Here is a 17,904-nt window from a genome sequence, read left to right as displayed (position 1 = left end):
GGGCTTGTCGCTATACCCGCGTAGGCCGCGCTACCCGGCGGCCTGATGGATAAAAAAAGCGCTTTTGGCTGATAGCCGGTCAGGCAAAGTGCTTGCACAAAGATTGGAATACCATAATATGATATTCCATAGACCGGACAGTCGTAACTGACCAGATGGACCTACTGCTCCCGATAGGCGGGCACTCAAATGCCCCGCTCATAAACACAACAATGAGGGCGTGAAAATGGTGTTGAACAAATCTGCAACCGCAATACTTTTTGCGGGACTGCTTAGCGTGACCAGCCAGGCGTTGATGGCGGCTGAAAGCGTCAACTTCGTCAGTTGGGGCGGTAGCACCCAGGATGCGCAGAAGCAGGCCTGGGCCGATCCGTTCAGCAAGGCCAGCGGCATCACCGTGGTCCAGGATGGCCCTACCGACTACGGCAAACTCAAAGCCATGGTCGAAAGCGGCAACGTGCAATGGGACGTGGTCGATGTAGAAGCCGACTTCGCCTTGCGCGCAGCCTCCGAAGGCTTGCTCGAACCCCTCGATTTTTCGGTGATCCAGCGCGATAAAATCGACCCGCGGTTTGTCTCCGATTACGGCGTCGGTTCGTTCTTCTTCTCCTTCGTCCTCGGCTACAACGAGAGCAAGCTCGGCGCCAGCAAACCTCAGGACTGGTCCGCACTGTTCGACACCAAGACCTATCCCGGCAAACGTGCCCTCTACAAATGGCCGAGCCCGGGTGTGCTTGAACTGGCCCTGCTGGCCGACGGTGTAGCCGCCGACAAGCTGTATCCGCTGGACCTGGATCGTGCCTTCAAGAAACTCGACACCATCAAGAAAGATATCGTCTGGTGGGGCGGCGGTGCTCAATCGCAACAACTGCTGGCCTCTGGTGAAGCGAGCATGGGGCAGTTCTGGAACGGCCGGATCCACGCCCTGCAAGAAGATGGCGCACCCGTGGGCGTGAGCTGGAAACAGAACCTGGTCATGGCCGACATTCTGGTGGTGCCAAAAGGCACGAAAAACAAGGCAGCGGCCATGAAGTTCCTGGCCACCGCCAGCGGCGCCAAAGGCCAGGCCGACTTCTCCAACCTGACCGCCTACGCGCCGGTCAACGTCGACAGCGTGGCGCGCCTGGATTCGGTGCTGGCCCCGAACCTGCCGACTGCCTACGCTAAGGATCAGATCACTCTTGATTTCGCGTACTGGGCCAAGAACGGTCCGGCCATCGCGACACGGTGGAACGAATGGCTAGTCAAATGAAAATGACGGCCACTGCGTCCCGTCACTCCATTGCGACCGGGGGCGTCTCTGACGCTACCGGCTCGTCCCCTGGCAAGGCGGCTGTGATGAAGCAATCCCCGTCACTGGCACAACGCTGGCGTGGCGCAAGTAATCTGCTCCCCGCCCTGCTGTTCCTCGGCCTGTTCTTTCTGGCGCCGTTGATCGGCCTGTTGTTGCGTGGCGTGCTTGAGCCGGTCCCGGGCCTGGGTAACTACGAGCAACTGTTCGCCAACTCAGCGTATGCGCGGGTGTTGCTCAATACCTTCTCGGTGGCCGGACTGGTGACCCTGTTCAGCCTGCTGCTGGGTTTTCCGTTGGCCTGGGCGATCACGCTGGTGCCCCGTGGCTGGGGCCGCTGGATCCTGAACATCGTGCTGCTGTCGATGTGGACCAGCCTCCTGGCACGGACCTACTCCTGGCTGGTGCTGCTGCAAGCATCCGGGGTGATCAACAAGGCATTGATGGCGATGGGCATCATCGATCAGCCGCTGGAGATGGTGCATAACCTCACCGGTGTGGTGATCGGCATGAGCTACATCATGATCCCGTTCATCGTGCTGCCATTGCAGGCGACCATGCAGGCCATCGACCCGATGATCCTGCAGGCCGGTTCGATTTGCGGCGCCAGCCCGTGGACCAACTTCTTCCGGGTGTTCCTACCGCTGTGCCGGCCGGGGCTGTTCTCCGGCGGTTTGATGGTGTTCGTGATGTCCCTTGGGTACTACGTCACCCCGGCGCTGCTGGGTGGCGCACAAAACATGATGCTGCCGGAATTCATCATTCAGCAGGTGCAGTCGTTCCTCAATTGGGGCCTGGCCAGTGCCGGCGCCGACTTGCTGATCGTGATCACGCTGGTGTTGTTCTACTTCTACCTGAAGCTCCAGCCGGAATCTCCGGTTGGCGCCAGCAACGCGAGGTAAGCCGTCATGCTCCTGACCCCCAATGCCATGAGCCGACGCATGCGTTTCGGCCTGTATTTCACCACTGGGCTGATTGCGCTGTTTCTGCTGTTGCCGATCGTGTTCATCGTGCTGCTGTCCTTCGGCTCCTCCCAGTGGCTGGTGTTCCCGCCACCGGGCTGGACGCTGAAATGGTACGGCCAGTTCTTCTCCAACGCCGACTGGATGAACGCGGCCATGGCCAGCCTCAAGGTCGCGGTGCTGACTACGATCTGCGCCGTAGCCCTCGGATTGCCGACCGCGTTTGCCCTGGTGCGAGGACGCTTCCCTGGACGGGAAATGCTTTATGGCCTGTTCACCCTGCCGATGATCGTGCCGCTGGTGATTATCGCGGTGGCGGTGTACGCGCTGTTTCTCAAGCTCGGCTACACCGGGACAATGTTCGCCTTTGTGGTCAGCCACGTGATCGTTGCGTTGCCATTCACCATCATCTCGATCATCAACTCGCTGAAGCTGTTCGACCAGTCGATCGAGGACGCTGCGGTGATCTGTGGCGCCTCACGCCTGCAAGCGGTGTTCAAGGTGACCTTTCCGGCGATTCGTCCGGGCATGGTTGCCGGTGCGCTGTTTGCCTTCCTCGTTTCCTGGGATGAAGTGGTGCTGAGCGTGATGATGGCCAGCCCGACCCTGCAAACCCTTCCCGTGAAAATGTGGACCACCCTGCGCCAGGACCTGACGCCTGTGATCGCCGTCGCCTCGACGCTGCTGATCGGCCTCTCGATATTGGTCATGGTCATCGCCACCGCCGTTCGCCGGCGCAATGAAATCAGCGCCTGAGCGCCCAGGAGTACGACATGAGTGCCGTCATCAAAGATTCCTCGCAGCAGAACGACAAGCCGCTGGTCAGCCTGCGCAACCTGAACAAGCACTACGGCGACTTTGCTGCCGTGGACAACATCTCGCTGGACATCAAGGATGGTGAATTCCTGACCTTCCTTGGCTCCAGTGGCTCCGGTAAAAGTACCACCCTGTCGATGCTCGCCGGTTTCGAAACCCCGAGCAGTGGCGAGATCCTGGTCAATGGCCAGTCGCTGGTCAATGTGCCGCCGCACAAGCGCGACATCGGCATGGTGTTCCAGCGCTACTCGCTGTTCCCGCACCTGTCAGTGCGCGACAACATCGGCTTCCCCCTGGCCATCCGCAAACTGGCCGCCAGCGAACGCGAACGGCGCGTCGATGCGATGCTCAAACTGGTGCAGCTCGAACAGTTTGCCCATCGCCGCCCTTCGCAACTTTCAGGTGGTCAGCAGCAACGAGTCGCCATCGCTCGGGCGCTGGTTTATGAACCGCGCATTCTGCTGATGGATGAGCCTTTGGGTGCACTGGACAAAAAACTCCGTGAAGACCTTCAGGATGAACTGCGCCAACTGCATCGGCGTCTGGGTATCACCATCGTCTACGTGACCCACGACCAGGAAGAAGCGATGCGGCTGTCCCAACGCATCGCGATCTTCAGCCACGGCAAGATCGTCGGTCTGGGCAGCGGCTACGACCTCTACCAGAACCCGCCGAATGCCTTTGTCGCGTCGTTCCTCGGCAACTCGAACTTCCTCAAGCTCAAGGCCCAGGGCAATGCGGCCGCGAGTTTCGAAGGCCAGTCGCTGTCGATCCGCCTGACTGCCGGACTGAAAACTGATCAGGACGTGCTGCTGATGGTGCGTCCGGAAAAGGCCCAGGCATTGAGCGTCCAGCAAGCCACTCAGGAACCCCTGGCAGCAGGCTGGAACGAAGTCTCGGCGACGGTCGGCGAGGTGCTGTTCCTCGGTGAAAGCCAGACCTGCACCGTGATGACCGCGGGCGGTACGTCGATGACCGTCAAGGCGCTCTCTGCCGCCGGCATGCCACTCAAGACCGGCGACCCGGTGCGCGTGCGCTGGGCCACTGCGGATGCTTGCGTGTATACCGAATGGACCGAAAGCGACCTGAACAAAGCCGCTGGCGCCCACTGATCCGGCCTCACAAAAAGCGCTTGCAAACGATGTATTACGGTATACCATCGACCAATATAAAGATAAAAACCGTCGTACAACACCAGAGGACCGTCCAATGATCGATGCCGCCATCTACAAACAAGTCATGGGTTCGTTTCCGTCCGGGGTGACCGTGATCACCACGCTGGATGACGATGGGCAAATCGTCGGCCTCACCGCCAGCGCGTTCAGCTCGCTGTCCATGGACCCGGCTCTGGTGCTGTTCTGCCCCAACTACAGCTCCGATTCCTACCCGGTACTGATCAAGAACAAGCGCTTCGCCATCCACGTTCTTTCCGGCGGCCAGCAAAACGAGGCCTATGCCTTCGCCCGCAAAGGCAAGGACAAGGCGCAAGGGATCGAATGGACGTTGAGCGCGCTGGGCAACCCGCTGCTGAACAACGCCACGGCAATCATCGAATGCGAGCTGTGGCGCGAATATGAAGGTGGCGATCACGCGATCATGGTCGGCGCGGTGAAAAACCTGATCGTGCCACATCACACGGCAGGCCCGCTGGTGTACTGCCACGGCAAGATGGGCGCGCTGCCCGTCCTCGCCTGAACCGACAGCCAATAACAAAGATTCGAGGTAAGCGTCATGAAATTTTCGCTGTTCGTGCACATGGAACGTTGGGACGAGAGCATCAGCCATCGGCAGCTGTTCGAGGACCTGAGCGAACTGACCCTGATGGCCGAGGCCGGTGGCTTCAGCACCGTCTGGATCGGCGAACACCACGCCATGGAATACACCATCTCGCCCAGCCCAATGCCGCTGCTGGCCTACCTGGCGGCCAAGACCACGACCATTCACCTTGGCGCCGGTACCATCATCGCGCCGTTCTGGCACCCGTTGCGGGTTGCCGGCGAATGCGCGCTGCTGGACGTAATCAGTAATGGCCGCATGGAAGTCGGGCTGGCCCGTGGCGCCTATCAGGTAGAGTTCGACCGCATGGCCGGCGGCATGCCCGCCTCCTCCGGCGGTCAAGCCCTGCGGGAAATGGTCCCGGTGGTTCGCGCACTGTGGCAAGGCGACTATGCCCATGACGGCGATATCTGGAAATTCCCGACCTCCACCAGTGTGCCCAAGCCGATCCAGAAGCCTAACCCGCCGATGTGGATCGCCGCCCGCGACCCGGATTCCCACAACTTCGCGGTAGCCAACGGCTGCAACGTCATGGTCACGCCGCTGATGAAGGGCGACGAAGAAGTCCTCGATCTGAAGAACAAGTTCCAGGCCGCCCTCGATAACAATCCGGACGTACCGCGCCCGCAATTGATGGTGCTGCGTCACACGCACGTCCACGCGGTCGATGATCCTGAGGGCTGGAAAGTCGGCGCCAAGGCGATCTCGAAATTCTACCGTACGTTCGATGCCTGGTTCGGCAACAAGGAAGTACCCGTCAACGGTTTCCTGGCGCCGAGCCCGGAAGAGAAATTCGCCGGGCGCCCGGAATTCGAGCTGGAAAACATCCGCAAGAACACCATGATCGGGACCCCGGAAGAGGTCATCGCCCGCATCAAGTATTACCAGGAACTGGGCGTCGACGAGTTCAGCTTCTGGTGCGACAACAGCCTGCCCCATGCGGAGAAGAAAAAATCCCTGGAGCTGTTCATCAAACAGGTGGTACCAGCGTTTCGCTGAAATCTCCTCGCGCCTGCTCACTGCGTGACGGGCGCCACGCCTCAACAGACGCCGGCAACGGCGTCTTCCTCAGCGACGGTTGGCGCCCCTGCAAGTTAACCAAGGCGAACTCAACCGCACATCGGACAACACAACAACGCATGGGCATAATCAACGGACTGAAAAAGAGTAATGGCCATGCTGATCGACGAAGAACTGACCCTGAAAAAGCTGGAAGTGTTCCTGGCGTTCATGCGCACCGGCAATCTGGCCCGTGCGGCGGTCGAACTGCAGACCAGCAACGTCAGCGTGCACCGGGCCATTCACTCGCTGGAAAGCGCCCTGCGCTGCCCGCTGTTCAAGCATGAAGGGCGTAACCTGACGCCGCTGGAAAGCGCCTATGTACTCGAAGAGCGGGCGCAGAAGCTGATTCAGGATGTGCTCGAAAGCGTGCGCCTGACCCGCGAAGCCGCGGGGTTTTCGGCCGAACGCTTCAAGCTCGGCTCGCTGTATTCGCTGACGGTCAAGACTGTGCCGCAACTGATCATGGGCCTGAAGATCCGCCGCAGCGAACTCAACATCGACCTGATCCTCGGTTCGAACATCGACCTGTTGTACAAGCTCAAGAACATGGAAATCGACGCGATCCTGGTGTCCCTGGACGACAGCGTCAACGACCCGGACTGCGAGCAGATCCCGCTGTTTTCCGACGACATCTTCCTCGCCACGCCGGCCGACTCACCGTTTGCCCAACGCGCCGAAGTCGATCTCGCCGAGGTGCGCAACGAGACCTTCATTACCCTGACCCAGGGCTTCGCCACGCACCAGGACGGGATTCGGGTTTTCAAACAGGCGGGGTTCGAGCCCAAGGTGGCGATGCAGGTCAACGACATCTTCACCCTGTTGAGCATGGTCAGCTCCGGGGTCGGTTATGCGCTGCTGCCAGGGCGAATTGCTGCGGTGTACGAGAACCGGGTAAAGCTGATCCCGTTGCAGGAGCGCTATCGGTTGCAGCAGCACATTGGGGTGGTATTTCTGAAGGCCAAGGAGCGAGACCCGAATTTGCTGGCGTTGTTGGCGGAGTGTCGGATGTATGCCAATCGGCATGCTACCTGATGATCGTTCCCACGCTCCGCGTGTGAATGCCTCATTGGACGCTCTGCGTCCGCTTTTGTGACGCGGAGCGTCACGGGCTGCATTCCCACGCGGAGCGTGGGAACGATCTGAGTGCTGAACCTAGCCGACAATTCCGCGAACGATGAAGTACAGCAACGACGGCCCCAGCAGGCAGCCCAGCCCGGTATGAAAGGTCGCCGTCAACGCGCCATACGGCACCAACCGCCGATCCGTCGCTGCAAGGCCCGCAGTCACACCGCTGACGGTGCCGGCCAATCCACCGAAGACCATCGCCGAGCGCGGGTTATCAAGCCCCATCCAGCGCGCCGCCATCGGTGTGCCGACCATCACCAGAATGGCCTTGATCAAGCCAGTGGCAATCGATAGTGCGACCACGTCGGAACTGGCGCCAATCGCCGCGCCCGTTACCGGGCCAACAATGTAGGTCACCGCACCGGCGCCAATGGTGGTCATGCTCACCGCATCGCGATAGCCGAACGCCCAGGCGATGCTCGCCCCGACGATAAACGGCAGCACGGTACCCAGCAGTAGCGCGAGCGCGCCGATCAGCCCGGCCTTGCGCGCTTCGGTGGCCTGAACTTCGAAGGCCGTGGCGACGATCGCAAAGTCGCGCAGCATGGCGCCGCCCATCAGGCCGATGCCGGAAAACACCGCGACGTCCGCCAGGCCTTTCTGCCCACCGGTGAGCGTGCCGCCGACCCAGGCCAGCACCAAGCCGATGACGATGGCAATCGCCGAACCATGAATCCGTCCGAACGTCAGGCGTTTGGAGAGCACGACGGAGATCCACATGATCACCCCGACGAATGCGAACGCGGTGACCAGATCGTTATGTTTCAGACCCGCTTCCATGAGATTCCACATATCAGCGACCTCCTGCTGGAGCCGTGATCGAGACACTGTCGACCGGCTCGTCCGGTAACGGCTCGCCTTTGTGGGTCCGGCTGATCAGGGCGATAGTGCAACCACAGATCACCACCGAACCGATGGCCGCCAACACCGCCACCGGGCCACCGTGCAAGGCGGCGACGACATTCTGTTGCGCGGCCATGGCCACCACCACCGGAATGTACATGGCGCCCCAGAAGCCGACACCCAACTCGCAATCCTTGGTCATGCCGCCGCGTTTGTGCATCCACAGCTTCGCCAAAATCAGCAGGATCATCGCAATACCGACCCCGCCGACGTTGGACTTGACGCCCAACAACACGCCGAGCAAGTCACCCACAAACACCCCTGCCAGCGTACAGATCGCCAGCAGTGCCACACCGTAAATAATCATTGTTGTTATCCTCAAAGTGCATCGTCGAAGTTATTGTTTTTGTCCTTCGCAGCGCGAGCGGTGTCTAGGGTTGGCGACGTCCCTCCTCACGCAGCAGCGCTTGCAACGTGTCCAGGCGCGCACCATCGAAGGCGATCACCGTGCCTTGTTCAAACACCCGTCGCGCCAGTCCAGTGAGCACTGCTCCGGGTGGCAGTTCGATGTGCAACCGCACGCCACGCTCGTAGGCGCTTTGTACGGTGCCGCGCCAGTCCACCACCCGGCACATGTTGAACGCCAGGTCCTCGCGCAACGCCTCGACCGAACGGATCGGCCGGGCGCGGCTACCACTCAAGTAGCCGATTGTCGGTAACTGCAACGGCACCGTGGCAAACGCCTCGGCCAGCACCTGCGCGGGTTCATCGAGCAGCGGGCAATGCGACGGCACGCTGACCGCCAGCCGTTTGGCCAACCCCGCGCCACACCCTTTGGCCAACTCGGCGACGGCTTTCATCGCCGCATCACTGCCGGCAATCACCAGCTGGTTATCAGCATTGATGTTGGCCAGGTAAACCGGCGTCTCGCCGCTGTGAACCTGCGCCAGCAAGCTTTCCACGGTCGCGAGTTCGAGACCGATGATCGCGGTCATGCCGTAGCCCTGCGGATAGGCCTGTTGCATCAACTCACCCCGCAGGCTGACCAGATGCAGCGCATCGCTGAAACACAATGCACCCGCCACCACCGCCGCCGGATACGCGCCGATGGACAGCCCGGCCACGTAATCCGCTGTACATCCCCGCCGCAATAACAAACGCGCTGCAGCAACACCTGCGATCAGCAGACACAACTGAACCGCACGGGTTGATTTCAGCGCCTGGGCGGAATCGAGTAACAGAACATCCTCCCCCAACACCTCACTCGCCTCGATCACAGTCGCCTTGGGCAAACGATGGAGCATGCCCGGCTGCTGCGCGCCCTGGCCGGGAAACACCAACAGGCTGCTCACGCTGTTTGCTCCTGTGGATGCCAAGGGTCGATCACCAGCCGTGCTTCGCGGGCGTTTTTGAGCAACACCCGTTTTGCCGGACCGGCCCATTCGCGCAAGGCAACCGCGCCCAGCGGCGTTTGCAATTGCATGTCCACCGGGCACCCAACGGCGTCCAGCTGCTTCAGTAGTGCCTGTGCCTGAACTCGGTCCACCGGTTGCGGCGTGCGCAGGATCAAGTCGAGATCGCTGCGCTCATGCAACGCAGTCACACCACAGGCCAATTCAAACCCGGCGCTGCCACTGACGCCCCAGACCCAACCGCAGGCATCGAGCATCGGTCGCAGTTGCGCCAGGGCCTGCAAGGCCGGCAGGTCACGATCACCCTCGACATGACAAAGATCTTCCGGTCGAATCCGGTGCCGGATCGCTTCGACCGCCATCCACGTGGCATAACGTTGCTCGCGCAATGGTCCACGCACACCCACTGCAATCTGATCTGCAGCACTCAAGGCGCGTCGAACCACGACTGGCTGACCCTTGCGTGTCACCTCGACGGCCCAGCGCGGCGCGTCCGCTGGCAACTGCTCCGGGGTCAGGCCCCAGAGCAGATCATGGGCCAGAAACCCGTTCACCATTGCTCACGCAGCAGTTGGCGAACCTTGCTCGACGCCGCCCGATTGGTCGCGCCCAGCCGCGAGCTCAAATCAGCCCCGGTGCTTTCAACGTCGCCAATGGCCTGACGCAGGCAGTCGCTGACCCGAGCCAGATCGCTCGCGGTCGGCTGCTCGATCTGTTCCACCGTCAGGGTTTCCCAGAGCAGGCCCAGGCTGGCATAGCTGTCGATGTCATAGGCCATCGGCGGCACGCTGGCGGCCAGCACTTCGAGTTCTTCAACACTGCGCAGGGTGACCCGCGCAGCCGAGACCTTGCCCATGGCGTGAACCATTACCCCTGGGTCACGCAAGGCAATCAGCCGATTGGCCTGATAACCGTGGGCCAGAAACGCCCCGGACATCGCCTTGCCCACCAGCAAACCGATCACTGCATGCCCGGCCAATCGTACACGGGCATAACTGTCCGCAGCAGCGGCCAGCGCCTGATGAATGCCCAAGGCTTCTTCGCGGCGACCGTAGGCCTGGCTCGGCACATCGACGATGGCGATCAGTGCGCGTTTATGCGGTTTGGCGCGATCGGCTTCAATCACCTCATCCACCGCTTTAGCCAAACCCCAGCCTTCCAACAAACCGACCTCGCCGTCACGCGCGCGAACAAAGCGATTCTGCGGATCGGCCACCACAGCGATATACCGCACGGGCTGTTTACCCAACATACCATCGGCGACCTTCAACGAAGCGGGTAATCCGTCAACGACGGTGGAGCCGGCACTCAAGGCATCAAACCAGTGCAAACCTCTCAGGGAATAACCGCTCATGAGTGCGCTCCTTGAAACAGATCGCGAACCGTCGCCGGTTCGATTTGTGGCACCGCATCCAGACGCGCGAGGCGTTGCAGGAACAGGTCCGCCTGACGACTGCGCTGTTCAGCGGGTAACCCCAGCTGCAACAACTCGCTGACCTGTTGCTGAATCTGCGCCACGTCATCGGCGACATACCGATCCACCAACCCACTGGCGAACCGTTGCTCGCCGCCAGTCAGGCTCCAGATGAACGGACGGTCGCGCGAGTCGTACTCCTCGATCCCGGCTTCCTGTTCGATCACTTGCGGACCATTGAGGCCAAGTCGCGCTTCCTGAGTGACCAGCAAATAGCTGCATAACCCGGCGGCAATCGACATGCCGCCAAAGCAACCGACGCTGCCGGCCACCACACCGACCACAGGCTGGTACTGGCGCAAATCGACAATCGCCGCGTGAATATCGGCAATCGCCGCCAGCCCGAGGTTGGCTTCCTGCAAACGCACGCCACCGGTTTCCAGCAACAGCACGGCGCGGGTGGCGATGCCTTTACGGTTGTCCTCGGCCGCCAGTTCCAGCGCGCCGGCAATTTTCGCCCCGCCGACCTCACCCAGGCTGCCGCCCTGAAAGGCACCTTCGATGGCGGCGATCACCACCGGTAAACCGCCGATGCTGCCCTTGGCGATGACCACACCGTCATCGGCTTGCGGCACCACGCCCTGGCGCGACAGCCACGGCGACATGACCCGCTGAAACGGGTCGAGCAATTCGCGAAAGGTCCCAGTGTCGAGCAAGGCCTTGGCGCGTTGTCGAGCACCGAGTTCGACGAAGCTGTGTTTGTTGAGCAGCGCTGCGCTATCACTCATGGCCGATCTCCTCGAAGCCTTGTTCCAGACGCAAGCGCACCACGCCTGGCGTGGCCCCGAAATCATGAATATCGATGGCCATCGCCGGCGGTGTCTGGCCGTCGAACATCCGTGCGAACACATGCTGCCAACGCTGTTGGCTGCCATTGACCGAGGTCTGCACCTGGATCGTCAACGTGCCGGCCTGTCCCGGTTCGAGCAGTACTTCGAGGTCGCCCGAGCCGACACAGCCGACCAGCGCCCTGCCCCGCGCCGGCTGCCCGGCGGGGAATTCAAAGGATAAGGTTTCCATCAGAAAGCTCCCTGGATGACGCCGTCGCAGGATGAGATGCGGTCGATAAACAGGCAGGCTGCAAGCAAATCCGCAGCGCCGCCAGGCGAGGCATTCAACGCAATTAATTGTTGGTCCAGCTCATGCAACCGGCGACGACCGGCCAGGCTGGCGCTGCCGCCTGCCTCCAACACCGAGCGGGCACCGAGTTGCATGGTTTGCAGCCCTTGCTCGCCTGCGCGGTAAAGCACGCAGGTATCGGCGAGCGTGCTCATGATTGCCAGCAACGCATCGAGCCGGGCGTTCTGTTCGCCACTGCCGGCGGCGCGGCTGCGCAGGAGTTGCGGAAAGCCGAATTGCATCACTGCCGGGAAGCCCAGTTGTGCCTCTTCCCGAGCGCCTCGCGCGCCGTAACGTTGTGCCACTTGAGCGCCGTGGCTGAACGGCCGCGGCGCATGGCGATCCTCGAGTAAGGCCAGACGCGCGGCGCGCACAGTGACTGCGCTGGCGCCACTGGATTCAGGTTCCAACGCGGTAGCTGCGACCAACAGGCCCAAGGCCCAGATCGCCCCGCGATGGGTGTTCACGCCATCGGTGGTGGCCAGCATCGTTTGTTCACCGTCGCGACCGATTTGCCCGAGGGCCTCGCGCAACGGCAGACCGACTTCGCCAAACGCGACGGCCGCGTCAGCCATGTCCTTGAAGGCCGGCCACAGCGACAGCGCCGAAGCGTGCATCAGCCCCAGGTGCAAATCGCTGTGGGCACCGCTGCCGCGACGGTCCACCAGCGCCGGTTTGGGCGACAGGTCGGCTTCGTCGATCAGCGCGTCTACTGCCAGGTCCGCCAGCCGTTCGGCCAGGGTCAGGCGCTTGGGTTGCAGATTGAGTGCGTGCATTACCAGCTCCTGAATTTGGCGGGCGGGTTATACAGGCCACCCGACCACTCCACCAGATCGGCGACGCTTTTCGCCGCCAGCAGTTCGCGGGTGGCATCAGTGCGGCGGATGCCGAGGTCTTCGGGCAAGGCGATCAGGCCCTCGCGGCGCATGCGCGCTGTGTCTTTGGGGTTATGGCGCAGGCCGATGGCGGTGACCCCGGCCACGGCCGCGATCATTGCCTGGCGCTCTTCCAGGGAACGCGCCTTGTACAAATAGGCGATGCCTTCTTCGGTGAGCAGGTGAGTGACGTCGTCACCGTAGATCATGATCGGCGCCAGCGGCATACCGCTTTTCTTCGCCACTTCAACCGCATCGAGGGTTTCAACGAAAGTCGGTTTGCCGCCCTCCTGGAAGGTCTCGACCATTTGCACCACCAGCTTTTTGCCGCGCTCGAGCAAGGCTTCGGGGGCATCGCCGTGGCGCATGTCGAGCCAGGCCGGGGTGCCGTGGCGGCGACCACGCGGGTCGTGGCCCATGTTCGGTGCACCGCCGAAACCGGCCAGGCGTCCACGGGTCACGGTGGAAGAATGGCCGTCGCCGTCCACCTGCAAGGTTGCGCCGATAAACAGGTCCACCGCGTACTGCCCGGCCAGTTGGCAGAACATTCGATTGGAACGCAGGGAACCGTCGCGGCCGGTGAAAAACACGTCCGGGCGCGCGGCGATGTAGTTCTCCATCCCCAGTTCGGTGCCGAAGCAATGCACGCTTTCGACCCAGCCACTTTCGATGGCCGGAATCAGCGTCGGGTGCGGATTGAGGGTCCAGTTGCGGCAGATCTTGCCCTTGAGTCCAAGCGATTCGCCGTAGGTCGGCAAGATCAATTCGATGGCGGCAGTGTTGAAACCGATACCGTGGTTGAGCGACTGAACATTGTGCTTTTCATAAATCCCGCGGATCGCCATCATCGCCATCAGCACATGCACTGGCTTGATGTGCCGGGGGTCACGGGTGAACAGCGGTTCGATGTAGAACGGTTTGTCAGCCACCACCACGAAATCCACCCAGGACGCGGGAATGTCCACGCGGGGCAACTCGCTGACGTCGTCCACCAACTGGTTGACCTGGACGATCACAATGCCGTCGCTGAAGGCCGCCGGTTCTATCAACGCCGGAGTGTCTTCGGTGCTCGGTCCGGTGTAGATATTGCCGGCGCGGTCGGCCATGAAACCGGCCGAAAGCACCACGTTGGGTATCAGGTCCACTACCAGTCGGGCGTAGAGTTCGATGTAAGTGTGGATCGCGCCGATTTCCAGCAAACCATCTTCCAGCAACTGGCTGATGCGCAGGCTTTGGGTGCCGGCAAAGGAGAAATCGAGCTTGCGCGCAATACCTCGTTCGAACAGGTCGAGGTGCTCCGAGCGGCCGACGCTGGGCATGATCATGTGCAGGTCATGCAACTTGGCCGGATCGGCCTTGGCCAGGGAACGGGAAAGAAAGTCCGCCTGCTTCTGGTTGTTGCCCTCCAGCACCACACGGTCGCCAGGCAAAATTAATGCCTCCAGCGCCGCAACGATCTTGTCGGTAGGCAACACCACGCCATCGGCGAGACCTCGCACTTGCTCCAGGCGGCGCTGTTTTTCACTGCGCCGCCGCGTCCAGCGCGAGTCGGGGGATATTGTTGTTGTCATGCTCACTCCACGGGTTCGCTTTCGTGGAATTACCTTAGGAGCTAATGGTAGAGGCATCAATCAAGATGAGCGGTGAACTATTACGCTCAGGGTAATGGTTTTCCGGTTATTGGCAGAGTCAGCCATCGACGCTGATACCTAGCTTTCCATCTCTACCTATAAGGTCAGCCTATAAAAACCATAAGCCATCGATCTTGGACGCTATAGCTGTGCGCGTTCATTCTTTCAGCCAACCACAACGGCAAGGTACTTCACCATGAAAGAGTTGATCGATGGCTTCCTCAAGTTTCAGCGTGAAGCGTTTCCACAGCGCTCCAGCCTGTTCAAGCACCTGGCCTCTACCCAGTCGCCTAAAACACTGTTCATTGCCTGCTCCGACAGTCGTGTCGTGCCGGAGTTGCTGACTCAGCAAGAACCCGGCGAACTGTTCGTGATTCGCAATGCCGGCAACATCGTGCCGTCCTACGGGCCCGAGCCTGGCGGTGTCTCCGCCACGGTCGAATACGCCGTTGCCGTACTGGGCGTCACCGATGTGGTGATCTGCGGGCACTCCGATTGCGGTGCGATGACCGCCATTGCACAGTGCAAATGCCTGGACCACTTGCCCGCCGTCGCCAATTGGTTGCGCTACTCCGAAGGCGCCAAGGTGATCAATGCCGGCCGTCCTCACAGCAGTGACGAAGCGCGCCTGACCTCACTGGTCAAAGAGAACGTCATCGCTCAACTGGCCAATTTGCAGACTCATCCCAGCGTTCGCCTGGCCCAGGAGCAAGGCGCGTTGAATCTGCACGGCTGGGTCTACGACATCGAAAGTGGCGGCATCGACGCGCTCGACGGTGTCTCCCGGCAATTTGTATCGATTGCCGATTTTCCTGACACCTGCGCCATGCCCGCCCGGGCTGTCGCCAACGTCGCTTGAATCACACACCCCATCAATCCGCAGGAGAAGCACCATGCAACAGTCCCATGCTTATCAAGACCCAACGCTGGCCCTGACCGGCAAAATCCTCGAAGCCAAGGCCCGCAAGGACCTGTCCTGGGAAAACCTGACTGAAGGCACCGGCCTGAGCCTGCTCTATGTCACGGCGGCCCTGCTCGGCCAACACCCACTGCCGGAAGCGGCTGCCAAAGTGGTGGTCCAGCACCTGGGCCTGGACAACGACGCCGTCGCCCAGTTGCAAACCATCCCGCTTCGCGGCTCGCTTGCCAGCGGCGTGCCGACCGACCCGACCATCTACCGCTTCTACGAGATGATCCAGGTCTACGGTACCGCCCTGAAGTCGATTGTTCACGAGCAGTTCGGTGACGGCATTATCAGCGCCATCAACTTCAAGATGGACATCAAGAGGGTCGAAGATCCGGAAGGCGGCTCCCGTGCTGTGATCACCCTGGACGGGAAATTCTTGCCTTACAAACCGTTTTAAGCTGACGAGCGTGGGCCGGCATTAATCTGCCGGCCCACTCGAAACGCATTTCTGGCACCTCCAGTCATCCACGTTATAGTTGAAGGGACCCAAACCACGCGGAGGGGGATATGCGCCAGATTGTCAGCAAGGAACCCTGGTGGGCTGCGCCGCCGAAGCCCGGGCAAGATGAGTCCGAGCTGGAATGGGGTTGGCTGGTCACCTACAACGAAGGCGAACCGCGTTTCGAGTTTGTGAAAGAGCGCCCGACGGATAACGAAATCCGCAATCGCAAGAGCTGCCGAATCACCCTTCCGGAATAACCCGTGCGCCATCCGAGGCGGGTCTGCATCTTTTTCAGGCCCACCTGACATCCGGATGACGCGACAGGCCTCACACGTTTACGATCATCTCGAAACCGCCAAAGATCATCCGTTGACCATCGAAAGGCATTGAGTTGTCCAGGGATTGAAGCCTGGGGTCGTCCATGAACTTCTTCATACCGGTGTCGCGCGTTTGACGGTCTGGCCAGATGATCCACGAGAACACCACGGTCTCGTCTTCCTTGAGTTTCACTGCCATCGGGAATGAGGTCAGCTTGCCTTGAGGCACATCGTCGCCCCAACATTCGGTCACGCTCAGTGCGCCGTTTTCCTTGAAAATACCTGCCATGAACTCGGCGTGCTGCTTGAATTTATCGCGGTTGGCGGTGGGTACGGCGGCAACAAAGCCATCGACATAGGACATGATCACTCTCCTCTTTGAAATGCGTCATCGATTTACCGGTTAGTCGATCTGCAAGAGCGCAAATCGACCGGCCTGTCAGGCGAACCGACCAACGGACATTTCCGTGCTGGCTAGAGCAGGAGTTGCTTCTGACGCTCTGCCAGGTCCACGGCGAAATGACAGCCGTGGGGTTCGCGGGTGGTGAGTTCCACTCGCCAGTTCTGGTTGGTGCAGATCCGCTGAACCAGCGACAGCCCCAATCCCAGCCCTTCGCCCCGGTGTTCGTCGCCCCTGACAAAGGGCTGGAACATCGCATGACGTTTTTCTTCCGGAATGCCGATACCGCTGTCTTCCACGCTGAAGCCATGATCTCGCAGGGTCAGGCGAATGAAGCCATGATCAGTATAGTGCCAGGCGTTGCGCAGCAGGTTGCCCATCACCGATTGCAGGAACGTCAGGTTGTAGTAGCTGTTTGAGGTCTGCTCGTCGAGGTAGATGAACTCCAGGCCTTTTTCCCGGATCAGCCTGCCCCAAATCTCGGCCAACGCATCGGCGACCTCTTTCAAGGAGGCGTTGCCACCGTTAGCGGAGTCGTTGTCCCGGTCACGCGCCAACATCAGGAATGTGTCGACCAGCTGTCGCATTTCATCGCTGGCCCTGGCAATACGGCTGACCTGGGCCATCGAGCGCTGATCCAGGGCACGATTGCTCAACAACAGCTCACATGAACTGGCGAGCACCATTAACGGCGTTCGCAATTCGTGGCTGACATCGCTGGTGAAGAGTTTTTCCCGGCCCAGCGCCTCGCGCAGTCGGCCCAGGGTTTGATCAAAGGACATCGCCAGCTCGCCGACCTCGTCGACGGCATACTCGGGCGCCAGCGGTGGCGCGAGTTCCAGTAGCTGATCGCGGTGACGCACCTGACGCGCCAAACGGACCACCGGGGCCATGACGCGTCGCGCCAGCAGCCACCCCAACAGAATCGCCAGCAGGATGCTCAACACAAACCCGACAATCACCACCGCGTACAGCACGCGTTCGCGTTGTTCATGGCTTCGCTGATCTTTCAGCAGGACGTATTGGCGACCTTCAACCACCTTCACCATGGCGTAGTAGTCCTCACCGCCAAAGACGATTTCCTGAAACCCCGGCTGCAGCGCCTTGAGCTGTTCGTCCGGGGTCATTTCACCCAGTCCGCCCTCAAAGAAAAACAGCTCGTCTTTTTCCGGTCGATGGGTCCAGTCATCGGTGTTGTCCATCAGCAGCAGGCGTTGCAGCCCACCGCTCAGGCTGGTGGTGGTGAGCCTTCTTTCAACGATATGCACGGTCGCGACAATGCCAACCGCAAAGACCCCTGCGACAAACGCAGTCATCAGTGCGAAAACAATCACAATCCTCTTTGTCAGGCTTTGTTTGGAGTCCATGTCTTTCCAGTGTTTGAATGCCGAC

General features: G+C 60.8%; 21 protein-coding genes. 10 read left to right on the top strand and 11 right to left on the bottom strand.

All coding sequences use genetic code 11. The features are described 5' to 3' along the window. Window positions 1–226: 226 nt before the first annotated feature. From KRR23_RS14020 to KRR23_RS13990, 7 genes are all read left to right on the top strand, one after another. On the top strand, window positions 227–1,252 hold the full coding sequence (locus KRR23_RS14020) for an ABC transporter substrate-binding protein (protein ID WP_123581626.1): 1,026 nt from the start codon (window positions 227–229) through the stop codon (window positions 1,250–1,252). Next, window positions 1,249–2,193: an ABC transporter permease gene (locus KRR23_RS14015; RefSeq protein ID WP_216743162.1), complete on the top strand. Its 945-nt coding sequence runs from the start codon at window positions 1,249–1,251 to the stop codon at window positions 2,191–2,193. The genes KRR23_RS14020 and KRR23_RS14015 overlap by 4 nt, the downstream gene beginning before the upstream one ends. A 6-nt stretch (window positions 2,194–2,199) precedes the next feature. Further along, entirely contained in the window at window positions 2,200–3,009 is an 810-nt protein-coding gene (locus KRR23_RS14010; protein WP_123581628.1) for an ABC transporter permease, read from the top strand. Window positions 3,010–3,026: 17 nt separating this feature from the next. Next, the gene (locus KRR23_RS14005; protein WP_123581629.1) at window positions 3,027–4,181 is read left to right on the top strand and encodes an ABC transporter ATP-binding protein; all 1,155 of its coding nucleotides are present in this window, start codon (window positions 3,027–3,029) and stop codon (window positions 4,179–4,181) included. A gap of 97 nt (window positions 4,182–4,278) precedes the next feature. Continuing rightward, window positions 4,279–4,764 (top strand): flavin reductase family protein, encoded by a 486-nt coding sequence (locus KRR23_RS14000; protein WP_123581630.1) that lies wholly within the window; start codon window positions 4,279–4,281, stop codon window positions 4,762–4,764. Between the two features lie 36 nt (window positions 4,765–4,800). Beyond that, window positions 4,801–5,844, top strand: a complete 1,044-nt coding sequence (locus KRR23_RS13995; RefSeq protein WP_216742969.1) for an LLM class flavin-dependent oxidoreductase — start codon at window positions 4,801–4,803, stop codon at window positions 5,842–5,844. Window positions 5,845–6,021: 177 nt separating this feature from the next. After that, window positions 6,022–6,939, top strand: a complete 918-nt coding sequence (locus tag KRR23_RS13990) for a LysR substrate-binding domain-containing protein (protein ID WP_216742968.1) — start codon at window positions 6,022–6,024, stop codon at window positions 6,937–6,939. 120 nt (window positions 6,940–7,059) lie between these two features. On the opposite strand, the gene madM is transcribed toward KRR23_RS13990, so the two are convergent. The 9 genes from madM to mdcA all read right to left on the bottom strand — a co-directional run bounded on the left by madM (window position 7,060) and on the right by mdcA (window position 14,326). After that, window positions 7,060–7,824: a malonate transporter subunit MadM gene (gene madM / locus KRR23_RS13985; protein WP_123581633.1), complete on the bottom strand. Its 765-nt coding sequence runs from the start codon at window positions 7,822–7,824 to the stop codon at window positions 7,060–7,062. Window position 7,825: 1 nt separating this feature from the next. Continuing rightward, entirely contained in the window at window positions 7,826–8,242 is a 417-nt protein-coding gene (madL, locus tag KRR23_RS13980; protein ID WP_216742967.1) for a malonate transporter subunit MadL, read from the bottom strand. Window positions 8,243–8,306: 64 nt separating this feature from the next. Then, window positions 8,307–9,227, bottom strand: coding sequence for a malonate decarboxylase subunit epsilon (gene mdcH / locus KRR23_RS13975; RefSeq protein WP_216742966.1), 921 nt, complete (start codon window positions 9,225–9,227; stop codon window positions 8,307–8,309). Beyond that, the gene (locus KRR23_RS13970) at window positions 9,224–9,844 is read right to left on the bottom strand and encodes a malonate decarboxylase holo-ACP synthase (RefSeq protein ID WP_216742965.1); all 621 of its coding nucleotides are present in this window, start codon (window positions 9,842–9,844) and stop codon (window positions 9,224–9,226) included. The genes mdcH and KRR23_RS13970 overlap by 4 nt, the downstream gene beginning before the upstream one ends. Next, window positions 9,838–10,641, bottom strand: coding sequence for a biotin-independent malonate decarboxylase subunit gamma (gene mdcE / locus KRR23_RS13965; RefSeq protein WP_216742964.1), 804 nt, complete (start codon window positions 10,639–10,641; stop codon window positions 9,838–9,840). Before mdcE ends, KRR23_RS13970 begins: the two co-directional genes overlap by 7 nt. Beyond that, window positions 10,638–11,489 carry a biotin-independent malonate decarboxylase subunit beta gene (locus KRR23_RS13960; protein ID WP_216742963.1) on the bottom strand — a complete coding sequence of 284 codons (852 nt, stop codon included), beginning with the start codon at window positions 11,487–11,489 and terminating at the stop codon, window positions 10,638–10,640. Before KRR23_RS13960 ends, mdcE begins: the two co-directional genes overlap by 4 nt. After that, the gene (locus KRR23_RS13955) at window positions 11,482–11,781 is read right to left on the bottom strand and encodes a malonate decarboxylase subunit delta (RefSeq protein ID WP_216742962.1); all 300 of its coding nucleotides are present in this window, start codon (window positions 11,779–11,781) and stop codon (window positions 11,482–11,484) included. The genes KRR23_RS13960 and KRR23_RS13955 overlap by 8 nt, the downstream gene beginning before the upstream one ends. Continuing rightward, window positions 11,781–12,656, bottom strand: a complete 876-nt coding sequence (locus KRR23_RS13950) for a triphosphoribosyl-dephospho-CoA synthase (RefSeq protein ID WP_216742961.1) — start codon at window positions 12,654–12,656, stop codon at window positions 11,781–11,783. Before KRR23_RS13950 ends, KRR23_RS13955 begins: the two co-directional genes overlap by 1 nt. Further along, the gene (gene mdcA, locus KRR23_RS13945; RefSeq protein WP_216742960.1) at window positions 12,656–14,326 is read right to left on the bottom strand and encodes a malonate decarboxylase subunit alpha; all 1,671 of its coding nucleotides are present in this window, start codon (window positions 14,324–14,326) and stop codon (window positions 12,656–12,658) included. Before mdcA ends, KRR23_RS13950 begins: the two co-directional genes overlap by 1 nt. 256 nt (window positions 14,327–14,582) lie before the next feature. Here mdcA and KRR23_RS13940 point away from each other — a divergent pair, with 256 nt between their 5' ends. From KRR23_RS13940 to KRR23_RS13930, 3 genes are all read left to right on the top strand, one after another. Continuing rightward, entirely contained in the window at window positions 14,583–15,245 is a 663-nt protein-coding gene (locus tag KRR23_RS13940) for a carbonic anhydrase (protein WP_054597448.1), read from the top strand. 34 nt (window positions 15,246–15,279) lie between these two features. Further along, window positions 15,280–15,750: a cyanase gene (cynS, locus tag KRR23_RS13935; RefSeq protein WP_216742959.1), complete on the top strand. Its 471-nt coding sequence runs from the start codon at window positions 15,280–15,282 to the stop codon at window positions 15,748–15,750. 110 nt (window positions 15,751–15,860) lie between these two features. Then, entirely contained in the window at window positions 15,861–16,052 is a 192-nt protein-coding gene (locus KRR23_RS13930) for a hypothetical protein (RefSeq protein WP_123581643.1), read from the top strand. A 70-nt stretch (window positions 16,053–16,122) separates the two neighbouring features. On the opposite strand, the gene KRR23_RS13925 is transcribed toward KRR23_RS13930, so the two are convergent. Together KRR23_RS13925 and KRR23_RS13920 are read right to left on the bottom strand one after the other, a co-directional pair. Further along, a complete protein-coding gene (locus KRR23_RS13925) occupies window positions 16,123–16,476 on the bottom strand; it encodes a DUF1428 domain-containing protein (RefSeq protein WP_054597451.1) in 354 nt (117 codons plus the stop codon). Between the two features lie 110 nt (window positions 16,477–16,586). Continuing rightward, window positions 16,587–17,879, bottom strand: a complete 1,293-nt coding sequence (locus KRR23_RS13920; RefSeq protein ID WP_216742958.1) for a HAMP domain-containing sensor histidine kinase — start codon at window positions 17,877–17,879, stop codon at window positions 16,587–16,589. Window positions 17,880–17,904 lie beyond the last annotated feature (25 nt).

This window comes from Pseudomonas sp. CVAP#3 (assembly GCF_018986375.1).
Classification (GTDB): Bacteria; Pseudomonadota; Gammaproteobacteria; order Pseudomonadales; family Pseudomonadaceae; genus Aquipseudomonas; species Aquipseudomonas helvetica.
This window is presented reverse-complemented; position numbering and strand designations above follow the sequence as displayed.